21 protein-coding genes are annotated in these 19,525 nt (G+C 48.3%); 2 read left to right on the top strand and 19 right to left on the bottom strand.

Going from position 1 to position 19,525, the window contains the following annotated elements:
• Nucleotides 1-4: 4 nt before the first annotated feature.
• Nucleotides 5-598, bottom strand: coding sequence for a nucleoside recognition domain-containing protein (locus tag BLR06_RS01035; protein WP_092067416.1), 594 nt, complete (start codon nt 596-598; stop codon nt 5-7).
• A gap of 76 nt (nt 599-674) precedes the next feature.
• Entirely contained in the window at nt 675-1,814 is a 1,140-nt protein-coding gene (locus BLR06_RS01030) for a D-alanyl-D-alanine carboxypeptidase family protein (protein ID WP_092067414.1), read from the bottom strand.
• 512 nt (nt 1,815-2,326) lie between these two features.
• Between BLR06_RS01030 and BLR06_RS01025 the strand changes: the two genes are divergently transcribed.
• Nucleotides 2,327-2,515, top strand: a complete 189-nt coding sequence (locus BLR06_RS01025; RefSeq protein ID WP_092067412.1) for a rubrerythrin family protein — start codon at nt 2,327-2,329, stop codon at nt 2,513-2,515.
• Nucleotides 2,516-2,881: 366 nt separating this feature from the next.
• Here BLR06_RS01025 and BLR06_RS01020 read toward each other — a convergent pair whose 3' ends face one another.
• From BLR06_RS01020 to lysA, 10 genes are all read right to left on the bottom strand, one after another.
• Nucleotides 2,882-3,457: an ATP-dependent Clp protease proteolytic subunit gene (locus BLR06_RS01020; protein WP_092067410.1), complete on the bottom strand. Its 576-nt coding sequence runs from the start codon at nt 3,455-3,457 to the stop codon at nt 2,882-2,884.
• Nucleotides 3,458-3,639: 182 nt separating this feature from the next.
• Nucleotides 3,640-6,237: a bifunctional acetaldehyde-CoA/alcohol dehydrogenase gene (gene adhE / locus BLR06_RS01015; RefSeq protein ID WP_092067408.1), complete on the bottom strand. Its 2,598-nt coding sequence runs from the start codon at nt 6,235-6,237 to the stop codon at nt 3,640-3,642.
• A 593-nt stretch (nt 6,238-6,830) separates the two neighbouring features.
• A complete protein-coding gene (locus BLR06_RS20160; protein WP_255319463.1) occupies nt 6,831-6,953 on the bottom strand; it encodes a hypothetical protein in 123 nt (40 codons plus the stop codon).
• Nucleotides 6,954-7,067: 114 nt separating this feature from the next.
• Nucleotides 7,068-7,508: a GerW family sporulation protein gene (ytfJ, locus tag BLR06_RS01010; protein WP_092067406.1), complete on the bottom strand. Its 441-nt coding sequence runs from the start codon at nt 7,506-7,508 to the stop codon at nt 7,068-7,070.
• A complete protein-coding gene (locus BLR06_RS01005; RefSeq protein WP_173812516.1) occupies nt 7,501-8,175 on the bottom strand; it encodes a DUF2953 domain-containing protein in 675 nt (224 codons plus the stop codon). Before BLR06_RS01005 ends, ytfJ begins: the two co-directional genes overlap by 8 nt.
• 102 nt (nt 8,176-8,277) lie before the next feature.
• Nucleotides 8,278-8,808, bottom strand: coding sequence for an SMC-Scp complex subunit ScpB (gene scpB / locus BLR06_RS01000; RefSeq protein WP_092067402.1), 531 nt, complete (start codon nt 8,806-8,808; stop codon nt 8,278-8,280).
• Nucleotides 8,795-9,529, bottom strand: a complete 735-nt coding sequence (locus BLR06_RS00995) for a segregation and condensation protein A (RefSeq protein WP_092067400.1) — start codon at nt 9,527-9,529, stop codon at nt 8,795-8,797. Before BLR06_RS00995 ends, scpB begins: the two co-directional genes overlap by 14 nt.
• 1 nt (nt 9,530) lies before the next feature.
• Nucleotides 9,531-10,517 carry a tryptophan--tRNA ligase gene (gene trpS, locus BLR06_RS00990; RefSeq protein WP_092067398.1) on the bottom strand — a complete coding sequence of 329 codons (987 nt, stop codon included), beginning with the start codon at nt 10,515-10,517 and terminating at the stop codon, nt 9,531-9,533.
• 15 nt (nt 10,518-10,532) lie between these two features.
• A complete protein-coding gene (locus BLR06_RS00985; protein ID WP_092067396.1) occupies nt 10,533-11,153 on the bottom strand; it encodes a site-2 protease family protein in 621 nt (206 codons plus the stop codon).
• Nucleotides 11,154-11,750: 597 nt separating this feature from the next.
• Complete coding sequence (gene lysA, locus BLR06_RS00980; protein WP_245697979.1) at nt 11,751-13,085, bottom strand: diaminopimelate decarboxylase; 1,335 nt, start codon at nt 13,083-13,085, stop codon at nt 11,751-11,753.
• 234 nt (nt 13,086-13,319) lie between these two features.
• Here lysA and BLR06_RS00975 point away from each other — a divergent pair, with 234 nt between their 5' ends.
• Nucleotides 13,320-14,066 (top strand): DUF4363 family protein, encoded by a 747-nt coding sequence (locus BLR06_RS00975; RefSeq protein ID WP_092067392.1) that lies wholly within the window; start codon nt 13,320-13,322, stop codon nt 14,064-14,066.
• A gap of 105 nt (nt 14,067-14,171) precedes the next feature.
• Here BLR06_RS00975 and BLR06_RS00970 read toward each other — a convergent pair whose 3' ends face one another.
• The 7 genes from BLR06_RS00970 to spoVAC are packed head-to-tail and all read right to left on the bottom strand — an operon-like array spanning nt 14,172 to nt 19,203.
• Nucleotides 14,172-15,665 (bottom strand): spore germination protein, encoded by a 1,494-nt coding sequence (locus BLR06_RS00970; protein ID WP_092067390.1) that lies wholly within the window; start codon nt 15,663-15,665, stop codon nt 14,172-14,174.
• The gene (spoVAEA, locus tag BLR06_RS00965; protein ID WP_092069740.1) at nt 15,658-16,242 is read right to left on the bottom strand and encodes a stage V sporulation protein SpoVABEA; all 585 of its coding nucleotides are present in this window, start codon (nt 16,240-16,242) and stop codon (nt 15,658-15,660) included. The genes BLR06_RS00970 and spoVAEA overlap by 8 nt, the downstream gene beginning before the upstream one ends.
• A 10-nt stretch (nt 16,243-16,252) precedes the next feature.
• Complete coding sequence (locus BLR06_RS00960; protein WP_092067388.1) at nt 16,253-16,933, bottom strand: hypothetical protein; 681 nt, start codon at nt 16,931-16,933, stop codon at nt 16,253-16,255.
• 12 nt (nt 16,934-16,945) lie between these two features.
• On the bottom strand, nt 16,946-17,335 hold the full coding sequence (locus BLR06_RS00955; RefSeq protein ID WP_245697977.1) for a zinc metalloprotease: 390 nt from the start codon (nt 17,333-17,335) through the stop codon (nt 16,946-16,948).
• 8 nt (nt 17,336-17,343) lie between these two features.
• Nucleotides 17,344-17,697 carry a stage V sporulation protein AE gene (gene spoVAE, locus BLR06_RS00950; protein WP_340148008.1) on the bottom strand — a complete coding sequence of 118 codons (354 nt, stop codon included), beginning with the start codon at nt 17,695-17,697 and terminating at the stop codon, nt 17,344-17,346.
• A gap of 16 nt (nt 17,698-17,713) precedes the next feature.
• Nucleotides 17,714-18,721, bottom strand: a complete 1,008-nt coding sequence (spoVAD, locus tag BLR06_RS00945; RefSeq protein ID WP_245697976.1) for a stage V sporulation protein AD — start codon at nt 18,719-18,721, stop codon at nt 17,714-17,716.
• Nucleotides 18,722-18,744: 23 nt separating this feature from the next.
• Nucleotides 18,745-19,203, bottom strand: coding sequence for a stage V sporulation protein AC (gene spoVAC / locus BLR06_RS00940; protein WP_092067383.1), 459 nt, complete (start codon nt 19,201-19,203; stop codon nt 18,745-18,747).
• Nucleotides 19,204-19,525 lie beyond the last annotated feature (322 nt).

Here is a 19,525-nt window from a genome sequence, read left to right as displayed (position 1 = left end):
CGCGCTACCTCCTGCCCCGTACCGAATATACTGTTCGGCAGATCCGGTCGGCCAGAAGAGCCACTGCTGTGGCGGCCAGGCTAACCATGATGGTGGCGCCGACAATTTCAGCCGGATTAGCGGAACCGGCCGCCGAACGCAAAGCAATAATCGTGGCCGGAACAAGGGTGAATCCGGTGGTGCACAGGGCCAGTAAAGTGCACATACCGTCAGACGCGGTATCCTTCTTCAAATTTAACTTTTGCAATTCCTGCATTGCTTTTATCCCCAGCGGCGTGGCGGCATTGCCTAAACCCAGCATATTGGCGCTGATTGTCATCACAATTGCGCCCATCGCCGGATGCTGCTTTGGAACGCCGGGAAACAGCAGTCCGGTTACCGGGCTGAGGAGCCTGGCAAACAGTCGGATCATGCCGGCCGCTTCCGCAATCTTCATAATCCCCAGCCACAAACACATCACGCCAATCAGCTTGAAGGACAAGACAACCGCCCCTTCTGCTGCGCTAATCGCAGTCTGGGTAACAATTTCAATTCTTCCCTGCCAGCCTGCGTAGATAATGCCAATGACCAGAAACAACAGCCAAATAACATTGATCATAAATACTCCCCCCGTAGAGAGTATGATCAATGTTATTTGGCTAGAACTCACCAGGTACCGTCCGGCGCCCGGTCTGTTAAGCAAAATTTTTAATCACGAAAGTAAAGAAATTCCAGACCGAACCCCAGATCAAACCGAAAAACGACTTACGCTCTACCGTCTCTGTGGCCAGCAAATCGACTGCCGCAATTTCGGTATCTTTGTACATTACCCGGGCAACTCCGATTTTTTCGCCGGCGTTTACCGGCGCCGCTATGTTGCCGGGAGCATCAATAATTGTTTTAAATTCTTCCTGATCAGCCCCGGAAACCGGTACAACCATGTCGCTGCTGGTGACCAAAGCTACCGTCCTGGCTTTCCCGTCCTTTATTTTTACTGTTTTGAGAATATCACCCTTAGCAAAGAGAGTGACCGGCCGCAGCTGCTTAAAACCATAGTCCAAAAGAGCCATGGAATCATCCCACATATACTCGCTATCTAACACCACAGCCACCAGTTGGATATCATTACGCCTGGCCGCCGAAACCAGGCAGCGCCCGGCATCTTCTGTATAGCCGGTTTTCACGCCATTACCGCCGTCAAACAGCCACAGCATTTTATTCTCATTATACAACTCACGGTCATGGGCCTTACCTGGCCAGGGAATAACTTTTTCTTTGGTACTGACAATTTGAGTAAACAGCGGGTTTTTATAACCATAGGCGGCGATTTTAGCCAAATCATGGGCGGTGGTAACATGTTTTGGATCAGGCAATCCGCTGGAATTTACAAAATTGGTGTTTTTCGCTCCAATGGCATGGGCTTTTTCCGTCATGAGCTTAGCAAAATTGTCCATCGAACCGGAAATATGTTCGGCTACCGCCACTGTGGCGTCATTACCGGAAACCAGCATAATCCCATACAACAGATCAAGCAATTGTAATTTCTCACCAGGCTCCAGCCATAACGATGACCCTTCGGTACTGGCGGCCTTGGGACTGGCGGTCACCATATCCTCTAAGTTCCCATGTTCCAGCGCCACAATTAAGGTCATTATCTTAGTGGTGCTGGCCGGGTAGCGCTGTTCCTGAGCCGCTTTCTCATATAAAATTTTTCCCGTACTAGCATCCATTACAATAGCCGATTTTGCTGTTATTTCCAAAGGAGACGCCAGACTGCCGGACGGCTCCAGCAGAAACAGTCCCAGGCATAACAAAATAACACACTGTCGCATCATCGTAAAGAAATCCTTTCTTCCTAATACTGCGCCAATCCTGAAACTGCAAGTGCGCGGCGATTTTTCGTAAGACAAGGCGGAGGATGAAGCCTACCGGGCGTATGCCGATTGACGGCAACGCAATATTAAGGAAAACCGTCCGTCAGTAACTGCAGCATTCAGGGTTGGTGCAGTACTCCCTGAACTTTTGAGTTTGCCGCCTTACCCATGTGCTAACAGGTGTGGCTCCTAAGGCTTGCTGCGCCATAATCCCGCGCAATCCTCCTGCAGTTTTAAGCGGCAGAGCACTATCATCATTTTTTAAATGACATAACTATTATATATATGTTTTGCCCAACCGTCAAAACCGCCATACATCAATACAGTTTTTAAAGGAAATAATAACAAAGACTTCGTTGGGTTTTTAGCCTACCTGACATTTAGTCGCCCTTATCCGGGACTCAGCCGCTCAGAGGCGTTCTCAGACAGGTTAGTCTCCGGATAAAGTTAGCGATAAGGAGGTGATTTACGCTATGGAAGTATTGGATATAAAAACTTCATTGCGGACAACGTTAACGCAAAAACAGGAATTGGTTCGCGACTATCAGACATTTGCCGAACAAATTAACAATGCCGATGTTTCCAAAATGTACCGCCATTTTGCTGAAGCCGAAGCTTTGCACGCTACGCAAATTAAAGATCAGCTTGCCAAACTAAGCTAGTACCATCTATATGTAAAAAACAAACGTAAAATGTACAAAACTTAAACCCCAACCAGAATTATTTCGGCTAATCAGTTAAATAGCCAGAGTTAGAAGGCGTATCGCCGAACGGTTTTTAGAAAAAAGCACGGCGACACGCCTTCTTGAAGAAATATGAGCAAAAAAGCGGTTGAGAAAAAAAGCAGCCTTAGTCGGTTTGTGAACATAACAACCAAGAACAGGTCCCTCGTTTGCAAAAGCAAACGAGGGACCTGTTCTTGGTTGAATACGGCTTCCGGCTGCTCTGCCGATTGCCGTCTGTCTTTGGATTGCTTGCGGGCGGTCTTACTGTGACAGCCTTTTTGCCCAGCTGCTGATCAGGCAGTCTTATAAATTGTCCAGTTCACTGTACTGGGTAATAATTTTATTCACAATGCCATACCCTTTAGCTTCTTCAGCATCCAGCCAATAATTTCTTTGCGTATCTTTTTCGACCTTCTCCAAAGGCTGACCGGTGCCGGCGCTGATTAACTTGTTAATTCTGCTGCGCATTTTAACAATTTCGTCGGCCTCGATTTTAATGTCCGCCGCCTGGCCGCGCACGCCGCCCAACGGCTGGTGAATCATATACCGGGTATTCGGCAGCGAATAGCGGTCTTGTTTATCGGCGGCAAGATAGATGGTAATACCGGCGCTGGCTACCCAGCCCGTACCAATGGCAATTACCCGCGGCTTAACGAACTTGATTACGTCGTGGATGGTGTCGCCTGCTTCCACATGCCCGCCCTGACTGTTGATAAACAGCTTAATAGGCGCATCGCCCATCTCCTGCAATAATAACAGCTGAGCCGTTACCTTTTCCGTTAACGCCTGGGTAATTTCTCCCGCAATAATCAACGACCTGGTCTTTAATAATTTTTCCTGCCAGCGACCATGGCGGCCGTGCTCTTCCTGATACTCCATGCATCCATTCCCCTTTTCAACGCTTATGTCCCGCTGCAATAAAGTGCCTTGCAGCGAAAAAAACCTCAATTCCCTTTTTTAACCATGTAAATATAGTATCATACTTATCCCCTTGCAACAAGTATTACATCCGGTTTTAAGCAATAAAAAGCACCGGCGGAAGCCGGCGCTTTTTATGTTGGTTATACTTTAACTTCAGTGCCTTCAAATGCATTGATATACATCTGCTTGATTTCGCTAATAAGCGGATATCTCGGATTTGGTCCGGTGCATTGGTCATCAAACGCCCGTTCCGACATTTGATCAAGCGTTGCATAAAAGCTTTTTTCGGTTACTTTAGCCTCTTTAATCGTTTTCGGCAGATTGATTTTTTCTTTCAGCTCATCAATTGCCTTGATTAGACGCTCAACTTTCTCATCGGCATTTCTTCCGCCAAGCCCCAGACCATCGGCTATTTCAGCATAAGCTGCTCTGGCGTTTGGATATTTGTATTGCGGGAAGGTCATTTGTTTCACCGGATTGTCCTGAGCATTAAACCGGATTGTCTGATTAATCAGTAAGGCATTGGCAACCCCGTGCGGGACATGATGCTGCGCGCCAAGCTTATGGGCCATGGAGTGACATACGCCCAGGAAAGCGTTGGCGAAAGCCATGCCGGCCATAGTAGACGCGTGAGCCATCTTCTCTCTGGCTTCAACATTCGTTTGGCCTTCATTGTAAGCAATCGGCAGATATTTAAAAATAAGTTTAATTGCTTCCATACATATACCGTTGGTATACTCTGTGGCCATGCCTGAAACTCTGGCTTCCAGGGCGTGTGTCAAAGCATCCACGCCGGAAGCTGCCGTCAGGCCTTTCGGCATTTTCATCATCATTTCAGCGTCAATGATCGCCATATTCGGAGTCACTGCATAATCGGCCAGCGGATACTTATTGCCGGTGGTTTCATCAGTGATAACCGTAAACGGCGTTACCTCGGAACCGGTGCCTGATGAGGTCGGTATGGCAATCATCATTGCTTTTTGCCCCATGGTCGGGAAAGTGTAGATTCTCTTTCTGATATCCATAAAGCGCAAAGCCAGGTCTTCAAACCGCGATTCAGGATGCTCGTACAGAACCCACATGATTTTCGCCGCATCCATCGCTGAACCGCCGCCCACCGAAATGATGGTATCCGGCTTATAGGACAGCATTTCCGCAGCGCCTTTACGGGCTGTCGCCAGAGTGGGATCAGGCTGTACATCGCTGAACACCTTATAATCAATGTCCATGCCTTTGAGAAGTTCTTCAATTTTCGTTAGGAAGCCCAGCCCATACAACACTTCATCAGTGACGATAAAAACTTTCTTCTTACCCAGTACTTTAAGTTCCCTTAAAGCAACGGGAATGCAGCCATATTTAAAGTAAATCTTTTCCGGTACCCTGAACCAAAGCATATTTTCTCTCCTCTCGGCTACACTCTTAACATTGAGCAAATGGCGGGGACCAACGTTTGTCGACACTGAATTTCCGCCCCACGAACCGCAACCCAGCGTGAGCGATGGTTCCAGCTTAAAGTTATAGATATCACCGATTGCTCCTTGAGAGGAAGGCATATTAATGAGAATACGGCAGGTTTTCAGTGCTGTGCTCATTTTTTCAATCCGGTCCTTGGAAAGATCAGGATTGGTATAAAGGATGGACGTGTGCCCATAGCCGCCTAATTCCACCAGTCTTGCCGCTTTCGTCACAGCCTCGTCAAATGTACTGGCCCTGTACATCCCCAGCACCGGCGACAGCTTTTCATGCGAGAACGGCTCTTCCAGCTCTACCGATTCCACCTCGCCGATCAGCACCTTGGCCTTTTCCGGCACGGTTACCCCGGCCAGCCCGGCGATCGTATGCGCACTTTGCCCGACAATCTCGGCATTCAGGCGGCCGTTTTTCAAAATGACCGAGCCGACCTTGGGTACTTCGTCCTTTTTAAGGATGTATGCTCCCCGGGCTTCCAATTCCGCCTTTACGGCATTGTAAACCTTATCCATGACAACGATGGATTGTTCAGACGCGCAGATCATGCCATTATCAAAGGTTTTTGACAGCAACAGCGAACTGACAGCCATCTGAATATCAGCGGTATCATCAATGATGGCCGGTGAATTGCCAGGCCCGACGCCGATGGCCGGTTTACCGGACGAATAGGCGGCCTGCACCATGCCCGGCCCGCCGGTGGCCAGAATAACGTCACATTCTTTCATCACAATATTCGTCAGTTCAATCGAAGGTTCATCAATCCAGCCAATAATTCCTTTGGGTGCACCGGCTTTTACAGCCGCATCCAGCACCACTTTAGCGGCGGCTATTGTGCACTGTTTCGCGCGGGGATGAGGGGAAAAGATAATGCCGTTTCTGGTCTTAAGGGCAATCAGCGACTTAAAGATTGCGGTTGAGGTGGGATTGGTGGTCGGGATAACCGCTGCAATAACCCCCAGCGGCTCCGCCACCTTGGCTAGTCCGAAGGAAGTGTCGCGTTCAATCACATCACAGGTTTTCTCATCTTTGAATTTGTTATAAAGAAACTCTGAGGCAAAATGATTCTTGATTACTTTGTCCTCAACAATTCCCATGCCGCTTTCCTCGACCGCCATTTTGGCCAGCTCAATTCTCGCGTCATTGGCCGCCAGAGCAGCCTGCCGGAAAATTTCATCAACCTGGGCTTGCGTAAATGTGCTGAATTCTTTCTGAGCCTCTCTTAGCCCCCTTAAACTTTCCAACAATTCTTCAGCGTTAGTCACTTTCATAAATGAATATACCCCCTCGATTATAATATTGTGGGCTCGAATATAGCATAGTAAAATCATCCAATTTAATGGAATATTTTACTTATCGTCTTAATTATAGCAAAAATTCTAAAAATTAGAAACAAAAAAATTTATTTAATTAAAAAATACTTTCCCAAACTCGACTTATTGTCCGTAGGGAGTGCATCAATGCTTGAATTCTATGGCTTTAACCCCTCTTAAACTTTGCCGCCTACCGCGAGAAAATCAAAGCCTTAAAAAGCAAGAAACTGAAATTCAGGCGACAATAAGCGTTTTTCCCCAATTCAACCGGTCGATTAAACGCTGCAATCCTCTTCCTCCTGACGATAAAAAGCCGCACTGATTTGCCGTTCTCAGTGCGAAGTGAAGTAAGATTAAGCTGCACCAAATGGACGCCTACCTGCCCGAAGCTAACTGAACAAGGCCGGATAAAGCTGCTGCCTTATACAACAAAAGAGGAAATGCCCATACCTCGCGGTACCGGCATTTCCTCTTTTTTAGAGGCTGTTTTGCAACAGCCTTGCTAGGCGCGCTTCAGAAAGCGCCCTTTAGAAAGTCACGGCATGCTTTTGTCAGCAGTCGGAGGTAAAGTCATCATTGCTGCAGAAAAACGCCAACAGGATAATTATGATGATGATAATCCACCAATTTCCACCTCGTCCGCCGCCGCAGCCGCCAAAACCACCAAAGCCCATTATTATTCCTCCCTTGAGGTTATAGTTGTGATGCACGGTATCCTATGTTCAAACCTCAGCTTTGGTTACAATGGGGCCAAATATTACCTCGAACCGGGCGGCTGCGATGTATTGTTACGAATGAAGCTGGCTGGTTTCAGCGGTTTCAGCAAGCCCACTCAGCTGCTCATCAGGCTCTTTGCCTTTCATCATTTCCTGAATTTTAGCCAGGGTTTGCGGCACAAGATCAAGCAGGCGGTCGTACATGACATTACCCTCTACCGGCATAAACCGCACCCCGTTTGCCGGCGAACAAACCAAAAAACCTACCGGCCGGACACTGACGCCTGCACCACTGCCGCCGCCAAAGGAATTGGCGACCTGTTCGGCGGCAGTTTCCTCCGGGTCATAATCTCCGCCACCGGCTGCAAATCCAAAAGTTACCCGCGAAATCGGAATAATTACGGTGCCATCAGGTGTTTCAACAGCATCACCGACAATTGTATTTACATCAACCATATCCTTAATGCTGGCCATTGCCGTCTTCATCAAGCCCTGAATCGGATGCTCAGACATTACTCCGTACCCCCTTAGCTTTAGAATAAACAACACTCTTTAACGCATTTATAAGATTGCCAAGTTTTAGACTGAATATGCACCGGAACTCTATTTCAATTTTCTGCTGGCCGAACAACGGCTGGACTTTAACGACAGGCTTGGCCGTAAAATTCGTCCGTTTCTGCAAAAAAGTCAGGATCATTGCTTTGGCTGACCATAACAGGCCGTTGAGTACCGCCGTTACCGCCGCGTCGTCAGAACCAAAAGATGTCGTCCAATAGAATTTTTCACAACAGACGGTCTCTATCACCCGATGCATAAACCGGCGGTACATCCGCCGGTAATAGCGATAAACCCTGAGCAGGCGACGCAGCTTGCGCGGCTGGTAAACGAAGATCTGAACCAAGCCCTTGATAAAACGCTGTTCACGCCCGCTGTCCGTCTCTGTTTCTCCCTGCTTTGTCTCAACTTCCGACTCCAGCCAGGGAATATTGTTGCGGGTAACCAGCTCAAGGATCGGTACCTTCATGTTATATAAATGCACGCCGTGCGGCAAATAAACGTCCACCATGACAAAATCGTCATTGCTGCTGCGAAAAAGCTGTACATGGATATAAATACTTATCCTGCTAATTACATAAGCCACGCCAACCCCGGTGACAGCAACCATCAGCCAGTCAATCATGTTCATCCACCTTTGAGCGGCCCAACATCCGACAGTTCTATTGTTAGAATTAGTCTTAGCCTAATCCGTAAATTTATTCTATTCCTATAAAAAAAGCAGCCTTTAACAGGACTGCCCGGGAAACTCAAACTCTGTCAAATTGGGTAATTCCTCTAAATGCTTTAAACCAAAACACTTGAGAAATTCGTCGGTGGTACCATACAGGATTGGCCGGCCCAGCGCCTCTTTGCGTCCCACTTCCCGGATAAGGCCGCGCTCCATTAAGGTCGCAACCGCCCGGTCGGCCTTAACGCCCCGCAGAGTTTCAATTTCCAGTCTGGTCACCGGCTGACGGAAAGCGACAATGGCCAGCGTCTCCATGGCCGCCGCCGACAACCTGCTTTCATGGACGCCGGCCAATTGTTCAACCGTATTGATTAACTGAGGTTTTGTGCACAATTGATAACCACCGGCAACTTCAACTATGGTTAAACCACGGTCAGACGCCTCCATGGCTGTCGCCATTTCAGCAATTAGTGCAATCACTTTGTCGGCCGGCACAGCCAAAATGTCAGCCAGCTTAACTGCCGGCAATGGGTCTCCGCTCGCAAACAGCAACGCCTCGATCTGCCCTTGTAGTTCAACACCAGACATTTGCCCCGTCACTCTCCCTTAACATAATATAAATTGGCGCAAAGCTCTGTTCTTGCCGGATGGTAATCCGGTTTAGCTTAATTAACTCCAACAAGGCCAAGAATGCGGCAACAGCCTCGGTGCGCGTACCCCCGCGGGTCAAAATAGCGCCGAACTCCAGCTGTCCTTTATGCCGGTAGAGCAACTGCATAATATCCTGCAGTTTATCCTGCACACTGATCTCTTCGCGGGATACCAGTGCGTAATCATCAATCGCACTCTCCCATACGGCGGCAAATGCCAACAGCAATTGATCAATACTCAGGCCTTCCGGCAATAACCGTTTAGCGGTAAACTCCTGCGGCAGACGGGTAACAAAACGAGAACGCTGTTCAGCCATATCAGCCAGTAATTCGCTCAATTGCTTAAATTTCCGGTACTCGATAAGCCTGTCCACCAATTCCTGGCGGGGATCGCATTCACCATCCTCAGGCTCGCTGGCAGGCGCGGGACGCGGCAGTAGCATCCGCGATTTGATCTGCAATAAAGTCGCAGCCATAACCACAAATTCGCTGGCCACTTCAATATTAAATTCGGCCAGGGTCTTAAGGTAGTCCAAATATTGTTCAGTAATCACGGCAATTGGTATATCGTAAATATCAAGTTGGTTTTTTTCGATCAAATGCATCAATAAGGCGACCGGTCCCTCAAATATTTCCAGTTTGATCTTATAATCAGACATGTCACAAATGCATGGCTTGCCGCACTTCCTCCATTGTCGCGGCGGCAACCTTGCGAGCCCGCTCAGCGCCATAGAACAAAATTTCTTTTACCCGGGCCGGGTTGGCGGCATACTTATCCCGGCGGACATGGATATCCGCCAGGTGAACGACCATTTGCTCCGCCAGGTTCTTTTTACAGTCTACACAGCCGATATTCGCCTGCCGGCAGCCGGCGTTAATAGCGTCGAGTTGGCTTGCATTGAAAATTTCGTGGAATTTATAGGCTGTACAGACCGCCGGGTTGCCCGGATCAGACTTTTTCACCCGCTGCGGGTCGGTCACGATTAACCGAACCCGCCCCCGTATTTCGTCAGGACTTGCCGCGTATGGTATTTCATTGCCGTACGATTTGCTCATTTTGCGTCCGTCAATCCCCGGCAACAGCGGCGCTTTGCTTAATTGCGCCAGTGGTTCAGGAAAAACGGGCCTGTACAAATGATTAAACCGCCTTACAATTTCCCGGGCCAGTTCCAGATGCGGTATCTGGTCTTCGCCCACCGGTACGGTATCCGCCTTATATAAAACGATATCAGCAGTCATAAGTACCGGATAACCGAGAAAACCGTAGGTGTTAATATCTTTCCCCTGGGCGCCAAGCTGCTGCAATTTATCCTTATAGGTGGGCACCCGTTCCAGCCAGGATAGCGGCGTCATCATGGACAACAGCAAATGCAGCTCATGATGCTCCTTGACCTGGGACTGAATAAAAATAATGTTTCGTTCGGGATCAAGCCCGGCGCTCAGCCAATCCAGCGCCATATGATGAATATTTTCCGGCAAAGAGCCGGTATCTTCAAATTTCGAAGTTAACGCGTGCAAATCGACAATACTAAAAAAACATTCGTAATCGTTTTGCAGGCGAACCCAGTTTTCAAGCGCTCCCAAATAATTTCCCAGATGAAATTTACCGGAAGGCTGCATTCCGCTAAAAATGCGCCCTTTACTCATGACAATCTCCTCCAGCTAAAAAATAACATTGACAATTGTGTTGATCATCACCGACAGGATGAACTGCAATGGATACATAATTGCGCCAATGACGCCCAGATAAATCAAACCGATAAGAATAAACGGCCCGTACCGGCCAATACTCTCATACTGATAGGCAATGCGCCCAGGCAATAAGCTGGCCACAATTTTCGATCCATCCAGCGGCGGTATCGGTATAAGGTTAAAAATGGCCAAAATAACATTATAGGTATAAGTCAGCTGTAATATGGCTGCCACCCAGCCGGTCAGAATATGCAGCTTAGCCAGCAGCGTAATCACGATTGCGGCAATGACGGCCATAATTATATTGGAGGCCGGGCCGGCAAAGGAAACCATAATCATCCCTTTACGCCAGTCTTTAAAATTTGCCGGATTTACATTCACCGGCTTGGCCCAGCCAAATTTAAACAGCCACAGCATAATCAATCCCAGCGGGTCCAAATGGGCAATAGGATTGAGCGTCAGCCGGCCCTCAAAACGGGGCGTCGGATCGCCCAGCCACACCGCAGCCCGGGCATGAGCATATTCATGAACCGTTAAGGCTATCAACAACGCGGGAATACGAAAAATCATATCCTGATCAAAGCCAAACATTTACTATCACCTTCCCCGTAATTTGTCTATACCATTGTTACACATTGCCAATCGATTCGCAAGTCTTGCTCCTTAAGCCCGGCGCACCAGCTCTCAAAAAATCCTCGCATACTAATCGCAAAATTCAAGCGACGCACGGTGCTAGCGTCTTGACAAATTTAAATCTTAGCTTAGACAGCGTATCTTTTTTCGCATTGCTGCGTTGGCCGTAACGGCATAAGGGCAACATCGGTTTTTGCCTTCGCTACGCTCGGTATAAACCGTGTTTTCTTTATCGTCAGTCGGCATACGCCCGGTATGCCTTCCTTCTCCGCCTTGTCTTGCGAAAAATAGCTCGCCATTATTCTACCGTTGTAAGGCTGACAAGGTACTAGTAAAATTATACTAGAAAAATCCTGAAAAGCAATTGCACAAGCAAAAAAGCTTGATTCTGCAATCAAGCCTAGCACTGCACCAACTTGAAACTGCAAGTGAATGGCGCGATGATTTTCATAAGACAAGGCGAAGGAGGCCTACCCAGCGTATGCCACTTGACGGCAATGCAGTATTACGGAAAATCATCCGTCAGCAGCTGCAGATTTCAGGGTTTGTGCAGTACTAATACTGGGCCGGCAGTTTGCGCATTCTCTCGGGCAGCACGTCGTTTTGAATGATTGCCTCGTAGGTTTCCCGCCTTACGATCAAGTCGGCTTTGCCGTTTTGCACAAACACAACCGCCGGACGCAGGTTGCGGTTATAATTACTGGCCATTGAATAGTTATACGCACCGGTAGCCGCTACTACCAGAATATCGCCCGGCTCCACCACCGGCAGCTCAATATCCCAGATTAACATATCGCCCGATTCGCAGCATTTCCCCGCAATAGAAACCGTTTGCACAGAAACATGATTGATCTTATTGGCTAATGCGGCCTCATATTGGGCCTGATATAACGCCGGACGCGGGTTATCCGTCATACCGCCGTCTACCGCCACATATTTGCGAACACCGGGAATTTCCTTGATAGAGCCGACAGTATACAATGTAACGCCGGCTTCTCCCACAATGGAACGGCCCGGTTCCACAATAATTTTGGGCCGCGGCAAATCATAGCGGCCGGCCGCGACAGTTACGGCTTTGACAATTTCCTGCACGAAACGTTCAATCGGCTGCGGTGTATCGCCTTCCGTATAGAAAATCCCTAATCCGCCGCCCAAATTCAGCTCTTTTGCGATAAATCCGGTCTGCACGCTTGCTTCACGAACAAACGACATCATGCTTTCAGCGGCTTCAGTATAAGATTTTAAATCAAATATCTGTGAACCAATGTGGCAATGAAATCCGTGAACAGCAAGATTTTCCCTGGCTAAAGCCGCCCGGACTGCGGCCAGGGCCTGACCGTTGGCAATAGCCAAGCCAAACTTTGAATCAATCATGCCGGTCTTAATATAATGGTGGGTATGAGCATCAATACCGGGAGAAACCCTCAGCATAATACTGACCGCCGTTTTGCGCGCCGCCGCCAGTTCATTCAGCAATTCCAGCTCATGCAGATTATCAACAACAATCCGCCCTACTTTGGCGTCAATGGCCATCAACAGCTCCGGGGCAGTTTTATTATTGCCGTGGAAATAGATGCGGTCAGCCGGGAACCCGGCCTGAAGCGCGGTATATAATTCACCGCCCGATACAACATCCAGTCCCATGTTTTCTTCCTCCGCCAGCCGGCACATGGCCACAGTGCTGAAAACCTTGCTGGCGTAAACAACCTCGGAATTGGGATAATGCCTGGCGAACGAATGAACATACGCCCGGCAGTTAGCGCGAATTTGCTCTTCATCCATCACGTATAATGGTGTGCCAAATTCTGCGGCAAGCGTAACGGCATCACAACCGCCTATTTCCAAATGACCGGCGGGATTGCTTTTCATTGACCCGTATAGTTTCATCATCTGCCCCTTTCGAAGTTTCCTCTGCCTGGTACAGTTTTCCTCTTAACTGCGGTACCAGGTAAACAATAAACGGCTGCGAGCACACTCTCACAACCGTTATGGACAAAAGAATTCGATTCCTTACTTTATAGTTTATTATAAACAGTAATTAACTGTCAATACCGTCTAAAGTAAAAGACTTCGAATAAACGGAGCACTTAGCGCGAAAGCTATCAATAAAAGGAGGAGATTTTATTGTCTAAACAAAATAAGAAATTAGTTTTTTTCGTCGTGCCGGTTCTGGTGCTGGCCGTACTGTTCAGTGGCTGCAACATGTTAGAGCCTGCTAAAAAACCTGAAATAGGACCTGCGGGAAAACCGCCGGAGAGTAAAGATAACCCGCCGGTTACCCAACGCTTCTGGTCTCCTCCCAGTCAGTTATATGACTTAGAAGCAACCGCCGGAGTGATTTTTGAAGGCTTAACCAAAGATATCTGGCCGCAGGCGCAAACCGGGCTCGACAATCTTCAGACAATCTGGGAACAAGCTAAACCACTGGTTGGGGAAAAGAAAGGCGTAAAAGAAGCGGATGAAGCATTAAGCAAACTGTCCGGCTCAATCGCCGACCGGAAACTGACTAACTCTTACGAAAATCTTAACCAGTTTATGAGCTCAGTGAGCGATGTCGCAAAATCTTATAAGCTTTCGCCGCTCGCCGATATTATCTCTGTAGGCAATTCCGTACGCAATGTCAGCTTCTATGTCGAGGATAAAGACTGGGGCAAAGCCGCCGCTAAAGTACAAGAGCTGGAAAACACCTGGAATCAGGTAAAACCGGCAATGGAGCAAATCGGTATTCTCGACCAGCTTACCATTGCCCATTCCAATGTCACCCAGATTAAGGATGCCGTAAATGCCGAAAACCAGGGGGCGTTTGAAGAAAACCTGGCCAACCTCAATGAAAGCTTGGGACGGATTCGCGACTTCTTTCACGGCCACTGACCATCGCGCGAACTGTCGTTAATCGCAAATTGCATTTAGTTAAGCAACGGCTGCGTTTGTATTGATTAATCATACAAACGCAGCCGTTTTGCCGGAAAGACGGTTTCATGATTTTTTCCCGCTGTCCTCCTGATCGGTTTCAACCCTGTCTGTATCCTGTGGCTTCAACACAGACGGCCGTAATGTTTTGCTGGGGATAGGCAGCCTGAACAGCACATCTTTTAACGCGCTGTAGTTAAAAGGCACCGCCGGCCACAGGTACGGCACACCGAAGGATTTTGTGGTCGCCATCAGAATCAGTATAGCCAGCAGGCCGATGAAAAGCCCCGGGATCTTAAAGAACATTACCACCAATATCAGCAGTACTCTGAATACCCTCGTCGCCATCGCAAATTCCATGCTTGGGGTTGCGAAAGCCCCCACTGCTGCAACCGCAACATAGAAAATCGTCTCATTGCCAAACAGTCCTACCTTGGTTGCAAATTCGCCCAGCATAAAAGCGCCGATAAAGCCTAATGCCGTCGATTGAGCTGAAGGTACATGCACCGTCGCCATGCGGACCAGCTCCAGGCCCAGTTCCGCCAGCAAAAACTGAAATCCAATGGGAATGATTCCAGGATCGCGCGGACCTAAAAAGGCGAGCGACTCGGGCAGAACATGCCGCTGCAAAACCAAAGCAAGCCATAATGGCGGGAGCAACAGGGAAAACACAATGCCAATCAACCTCACCAGCCTCATAAACGATCCCACAACTACATTTTGATGAAATTCCTCCACATGCTGCACATGATGCCAAATTGTTGTCGGCAGAATCATAATATTGGGCGAAGTATCAACAATCAGGCAAATATGGCCTTCCAGCAGATGAACAGCGGCAACATCAGGCCGCTCCGTATAGCGTACTTTCGGCAGGATATTCCACTTACTGCCGCCGGCGATATACTCTTCAATGGCCTTCTCGGCCATTGGCACGCCGTCAATCTCAATGGCGTTCAAGCGCTGCTTGATTGTTTTCACCAAATCAGGATTAGTGATATCTTTGATATAGGCAATCGCCACATCAGCCTGTGATCTAACGCCAATCTTGACAATCTCGAACCGCAGATTAGGGTCCCGCAGCCTGCGCCTGATCAAAGCGGTATTAAACGGCATTGTTTCCACAAAAGAATCGCGGGAGCCCCGGGTAACTTTTTCAATATTAGATTCGGACGGCATTCTCGCAGGATAGGCCCTGGCATCAAAAACAATGACCTGAGTTTCGCCGTCAATAAAAAACAGCATTTCGCCTGATAACACACTGTTTTGCGCATCCTGCAGATTATCCAGCATCTTGACCTGGGAGTGCGTTGCTCTGGTATAAAATACTTTTTGCAGCGTATTCATCGACAGCTCATCAGGATTCAAAGTCAGCATGTCCTGAAAAACATTGGTCAGCAGCACATCATTCGTCATACCGTTGATCGAGAAAGACGCCGCCCGCTTTCTCCCGATTTTATATTCGCGAAAAACAATATCAAAACTTTCGCCTACACCCAACGAATCTTTCAAATAATTAATATTGACATCAATATCTTTGGCTACTTTACGATCTTCATCCATAACTAACGCCACTCCGTTTCAATATCTCTTCAATTGCCCGGCGGGTTACCGGAGCCCCAAGGTGGATATCATCAGCCTTATTCATTTTGCCAATATCGCCAACACCGATGATTACCGGAATCTCAACATTATTTAATACATCGACCGTATCGCCTTTAATCACCGGCTTGTCTTCTTCATTGCCATTTCTCATCCCGCCGCGTTTATCAACAGGTACATCGACGACATCCCCGCTGCAGGCAATGCAGGCATCCACCGGCACCCCCCTTATTCCGGTCGTATTGGAAGCTACTGCCACCGCACCCAGCACCGTTATATCGGGATGACTCGCCACATATTCGAGAGCAGCCTCTCCCTTGCCTTTATCCCGGCGTCCCCGGTCGTCGAACATGACCAATACCGGATCATGGTGAACTTCTTTCAATAGTTTGATGATTTCTTCACCACTAATCGGCGTGGGGTTGCCTGCTGAAGCCGATATACATCTAAGGCCCAGAGAAGTTGCAATATCTTCAACCGCCTGTTGGGCTACCCGGTCACCGTCAGTTACTAGGATAACCCTTACTTTATCCGGCAAAATCATCACCTCATGATTTATTTGAACTATTTTCTTCACCCAGTAAATTACTAATTCTATTAGCAATTTTTTCGCTCTCGCTAATGACCTGTTTAAGTTTTTTTAGACTTGCTTCCAGTTCATTTGCCAACTCATACTGCGCCTTGGCCAAAACCTGTGCAGCCGTTTGCGCCAGCTTTGAGTTCGGCTGTTTATTTGGGCTGCTTTCGCCGGCTTGATTGCTACTTGCTGAATTGGGGTTAGGCTGGGTTGCCGACGACTGTAGATCATTATCATTGCTTTGCAGCAGCTGACTAAGCATTGCTTCTAACTCCCGGGTCATCTGACGGTCGACGGCAGGCGCCGTCCCCTGCTGCCCTTGCGGGGCAGAGTTTTGCTGCTGGCTATTATCGCCGTTCCCGGAGCCGGCTTGCTGGCCGCCTCCTGCCTGGTTGGTTTGATCATTGCGGCTTTCGGACTGCTGCATTTTTTCCAATTGATTGTTAATCCTTTGCAACATGCTGACAATTTCGTTTGACTGGTTCATGATGGTCAGCTCTGCGCCGGCCTCACTGTCATCATCGGCTGAAAGGTTTTGGCAAGCTTTCTCATTTTCCTCCTGCTGCCGGTCTTTTGGGGCCAAATGCTGATCATCCGGGGCGCAGCCCTGTTCCCGCAAATGAAATTTTCTTCGCTGCAAACGTCTGTTCATACTCTCACCTTCTCACCAAAATTGCCCGATATTAAATAAACAAGAAAACAACGCCAAACGAAAATTCACCACTGCAAAGGGATTACGCAGCGTGGACCGCGGGTCGATAACGTGCTCTGTGCGTTCTGACAATAACCCGCCGGAAGTAGCCCCAATAATAAAGTTTGCCAGTGGCCCGCCAAAGGCAATCAAAGCAGCGGTAATCAGATCGGTATCGCTTACTGTGGTCGTGCTGAAAGCACCGGCGGCAACCACCGCTTCCACCTGTTCACTGAGAAAAACAGTCATTGCCAGACGGCCAAACTCATGGATGGCTGCCGCCGCCAAAGCATACGGCGGATATCTTAAACCGATGATGCTCAGTGTTACCGCCAGGCCGATCAGGTCAATGCTAACCATCATACACCTCTCTATCCTTTAGGATTAAACAATACCGACATGGTAAAACCAAAAATTACCGCAGCCATTACACCGGTCGCTGAAGCCCGTAAGCCGCCGCTGAATATTCCCCAGAAACCGTGCTTGTCAACATCTTCAATGGTGCCGGTAACCAAAGCATGGCCAAACCCGGTCAAAGGAACGCTGGCTCCGGCTCCAGCCATATCGATCAGCGGCTGGTACAGCCCAAAACCGCTTAACACCGCCCCCAGTACGACAAAGAGCACCAATATGTGGGCTGGCGTAAGTGGCGTTAAATCCATTAAAAACTGACCAATAACGCAAATCAGCCCGCCAATTAGAAATGCCATAAGATATGCTGCCACGTTTATTCCTCCTAGTTCACATTTCCACCGCTACCGCATGGGCAATACAAGGTATTGATTCTTTCTGCTGATAAGACGTCGGACTATGCAGGCTACCGGTGCCAATAAGTAAAATTTTGCGCCATTTACGCTGCAATAACATTTGATAAATATAGCCGCAGAATACTACAGCCGAGCTGGCGCAGCCGCTTGCTCCGGCATGCGCATCCTGCTCTTCACGGTAAATCATGCAACCGCAGTCCTCAAAGTTGTCCGCAATATCCAGACCCTTTTCCCGCATCACCTCAATCACCAGAGCTTTACCAACGCTGCCCAGGTCACCGGTAAAAATCATATCATAGTAAGCCGGCTGCCGACCGGTATCCTGAATATGCTGCCATAACGTATCCGCAGCGGCAGGAGCCATTGCCGGCCCCAGGGAGTTGGTATCTTTAATCCCCAAATCCACGATTTTACCAACCGTTGCCGCAGTTATCCCTGGACCGTTCCCGGTTGCCGACAGAATGGCCGCCCCGGCGCCGGTAACCGTCCATTGAGCAATCGGCGGCCGCTGCACGCCCAGTTCAGTGGGAAAGCGATACTGGCGCTCGGCAGCGTCATGATGGCTGGATGCAGCTCCGGCTACTTTTTGAAAAAAACCGCCGTCCACCGCCATTGCTCCGGCCAGCATACTGAGAGCCATCGTTGAGCAGGCTCCGTATAACCCTAAAAACGGGCGGGACAAGGCCCTTAAAGCAAAATGCGTACTCATCAGCTGATTAAGTAAATCACCGGCAAAGACACATTCAATTGCCGACAGTTCGTTATTTTCCTTCTCAATCGCTGTTTTTATGACCCGCTCCAGCATATACGACTCGCATTTTTCCCAACTGCTTAAGTTGTTTAAATTGTCTTCCATCAGGTGATCAAAATAATCCCCCAGCAGACCCTGTCCCTCCATTGGACCGCCGATATTAGCAGTACTTGTAATCACCGGTGGACAAGCAAAAACAATACTTTGCTTACCTTGTTTTTTCTGCATCATCGTGCTCCTTTCAATCACTCAATTCATTGACGCCACCAGTAAATCAAGCCGATGATGAAGGAAGTCAGCATTCCGTACACCAATACCGGCCCGGCAATAACAAACATCTTGGCGCCAATGCCAAATATATACCCTTCGCGCTTAAACTCCATCGCCGGAGCTACAATTGAATTTGCAAAACCGGTAATGGGAACGGCCGAGCCGGCCCCCGCTCTTTTCCCTAACTCATCATAGATTCCCAAACCGGTAAAAAATGCCCCTAAAAAGATCATTACCGCCGACGTAGGCCCTGCCGCTTCTTTCTTAGGCATACCCAGGGAAACAAAATAATCCTGAACAACCTGGCCCACCACACAAATAAGCCCGCCAACAACAAAAGCCCAAAGCACATTTTTTAACAGCGGCGGTTTAGGCATTATTTTATTGACCCGTTGTTCAAATTCTTGCTGCTCCTTGTCCTGCTTTACGTCATTACCTGGCATTTTTTCACCTCCAGCTATATTTTTTCCCCGGCTTGACAGATTTAATGCACCAACCGCCCGGTTAGTGCATTAAATAAGTGAATAAATAACAATTCCCCGAATATTTAGCAGCATTTACAACAACGTAAAAAGAATAATATATAGCAAATCTCCTGAGTAATTCAGTAGACTTTTTTTATAAAAACTTCTTGGCTGACAATAGGCAACTATCCCCAATCATAGTTCTATCATTATTAGGCACACTAGCTAAATAGTATGCAATAAAATTTTTATCAAGGAGGGTAAACGTCCATGGGCGGTAAAACGTACGATCAGTTCAAAA

Origin of the sequence: Dendrosporobacter quercicolus, from assembly GCF_900104455.1 — a bacterium.
Classification (GTDB): Bacteria; Bacillota; Negativicutes; order DSM-1736; family Dendrosporobacteraceae; genus Dendrosporobacter; species Dendrosporobacter quercicolus.
This window is presented reverse-complemented; position numbering and strand designations above follow the sequence as displayed.

What these genes read in the sequence shown, in the direction of transcription:
- trpS (WP_092067398.1), bottom strand. Translation starts at nt 10,517, where the DNA reads ATGAGTAAAGGGCGCATTTTTAGCGGAATGCAGCCTTCCGGTAAATTT.
- BLR06_RS01030 (WP_092067414.1), bottom strand. Translation starts at nt 1,814, where the DNA reads ATGATGCGACAGTGTGTTATTTTGTTATGCCTGGGACTGTTTCTGCTG.
- BLR06_RS00960 (WP_092067388.1), bottom strand. Translation starts at nt 16,933, where the DNA reads ATGAACAGACGTTTGCAGCGAAGAAAATTTCATTTGCGGGAACAGGGC.
- BLR06_RS20160 (WP_255319463.1), bottom strand. Translation starts at nt 6,953, where the DNA reads ATGGGCTTTGGTGGTTTTGGCGGCTGCGGCGGCGGACGAGGTGGAAAT.
- BLR06_RS01020 (WP_092067410.1), bottom strand. Translation starts at nt 3,457, where the DNA reads ATGGAGTATCAGGAAGAGCACGGCCGCCATGGTCGCTGGCAGGAAAAA.
- BLR06_RS01025 (WP_092067412.1), top strand. Translation starts at nt 2,327, where the DNA reads ATGGAAGTATTGGATATAAAAACTTCATTGCGGACAACGTTAACGCAA.
- BLR06_RS01035 (WP_092067416.1), bottom strand. Translation starts at nt 598, where the DNA reads ATGATCAATGTTATTTGGCTGTTGTTTCTGGTCATTGGCATTATCTAC.
- BLR06_RS00955 (WP_245697977.1), bottom strand. Translation starts at nt 17,335, where the DNA reads ATGATGGTTAGCATTGACCTGATCGGCCTGGCGGTAACACTGAGCATC.
- BLR06_RS00970 (WP_092067390.1), bottom strand. Translation starts at nt 15,665, where the DNA reads ATGGATGAAGATCGTAAAGTAGCCAAAGATATTGATGTCAATATTAAT.
- adhE (WP_092067408.1), bottom strand. Translation starts at nt 6,237, where the DNA reads ATGAAAGTGACTAACGCTGAAGAATTGTTGGAAAGTTTAAGGGGGCTA.
- BLR06_RS00985 (WP_092067396.1), bottom strand. Translation starts at nt 11,153, where the DNA reads ATGTTTGGCTTTGATCAGGATATGATTTTTCGTATTCCCGCGTTGTTG.
- ytfJ (WP_092067406.1), bottom strand. Translation starts at nt 7,508, where the DNA reads ATGTCTGAGCATCCGATTCAGGGCTTGATGAAGACGGCAATGGCCAGC.
- lysA (WP_245697979.1), bottom strand. Translation starts at nt 13,085, where the DNA reads ATGATGAAACTATACGGGTCAATGAAAAGCAATCCCGCCGGTCATTTG.
- spoVAD (WP_245697976.1), bottom strand. Translation starts at nt 18,721, where the DNA reads ATGATGCAGAAAAAACAAGGTAAGCAAAGTATTGTTTTTGCTTGTCCA.
- BLR06_RS01005 (WP_173812516.1), bottom strand. Translation starts at nt 8,175, where the DNA reads ATGATTGACTGGCTGATGGTTGCTGTCACCGGGGTTGGCGTGGCTTAT.
- spoVAC (WP_092067383.1), bottom strand. Translation starts at nt 19,203, where the DNA reads ATGCCAGGTAATGACGTAAAGCAGGACAAGGAGCAGCAAGAATTTGAA.
- scpB (WP_092067402.1), bottom strand. Translation starts at nt 8,808, where the DNA reads ATGTCTGGTGTTGAACTACAAGGGCAGATCGAGGCGTTGCTGTTTGCG.
- BLR06_RS00995 (WP_092067400.1), bottom strand. Translation starts at nt 9,529, where the DNA reads ATGTCTGATTATAAGATCAAACTGGAAATATTTGAGGGACCGGTCGCC.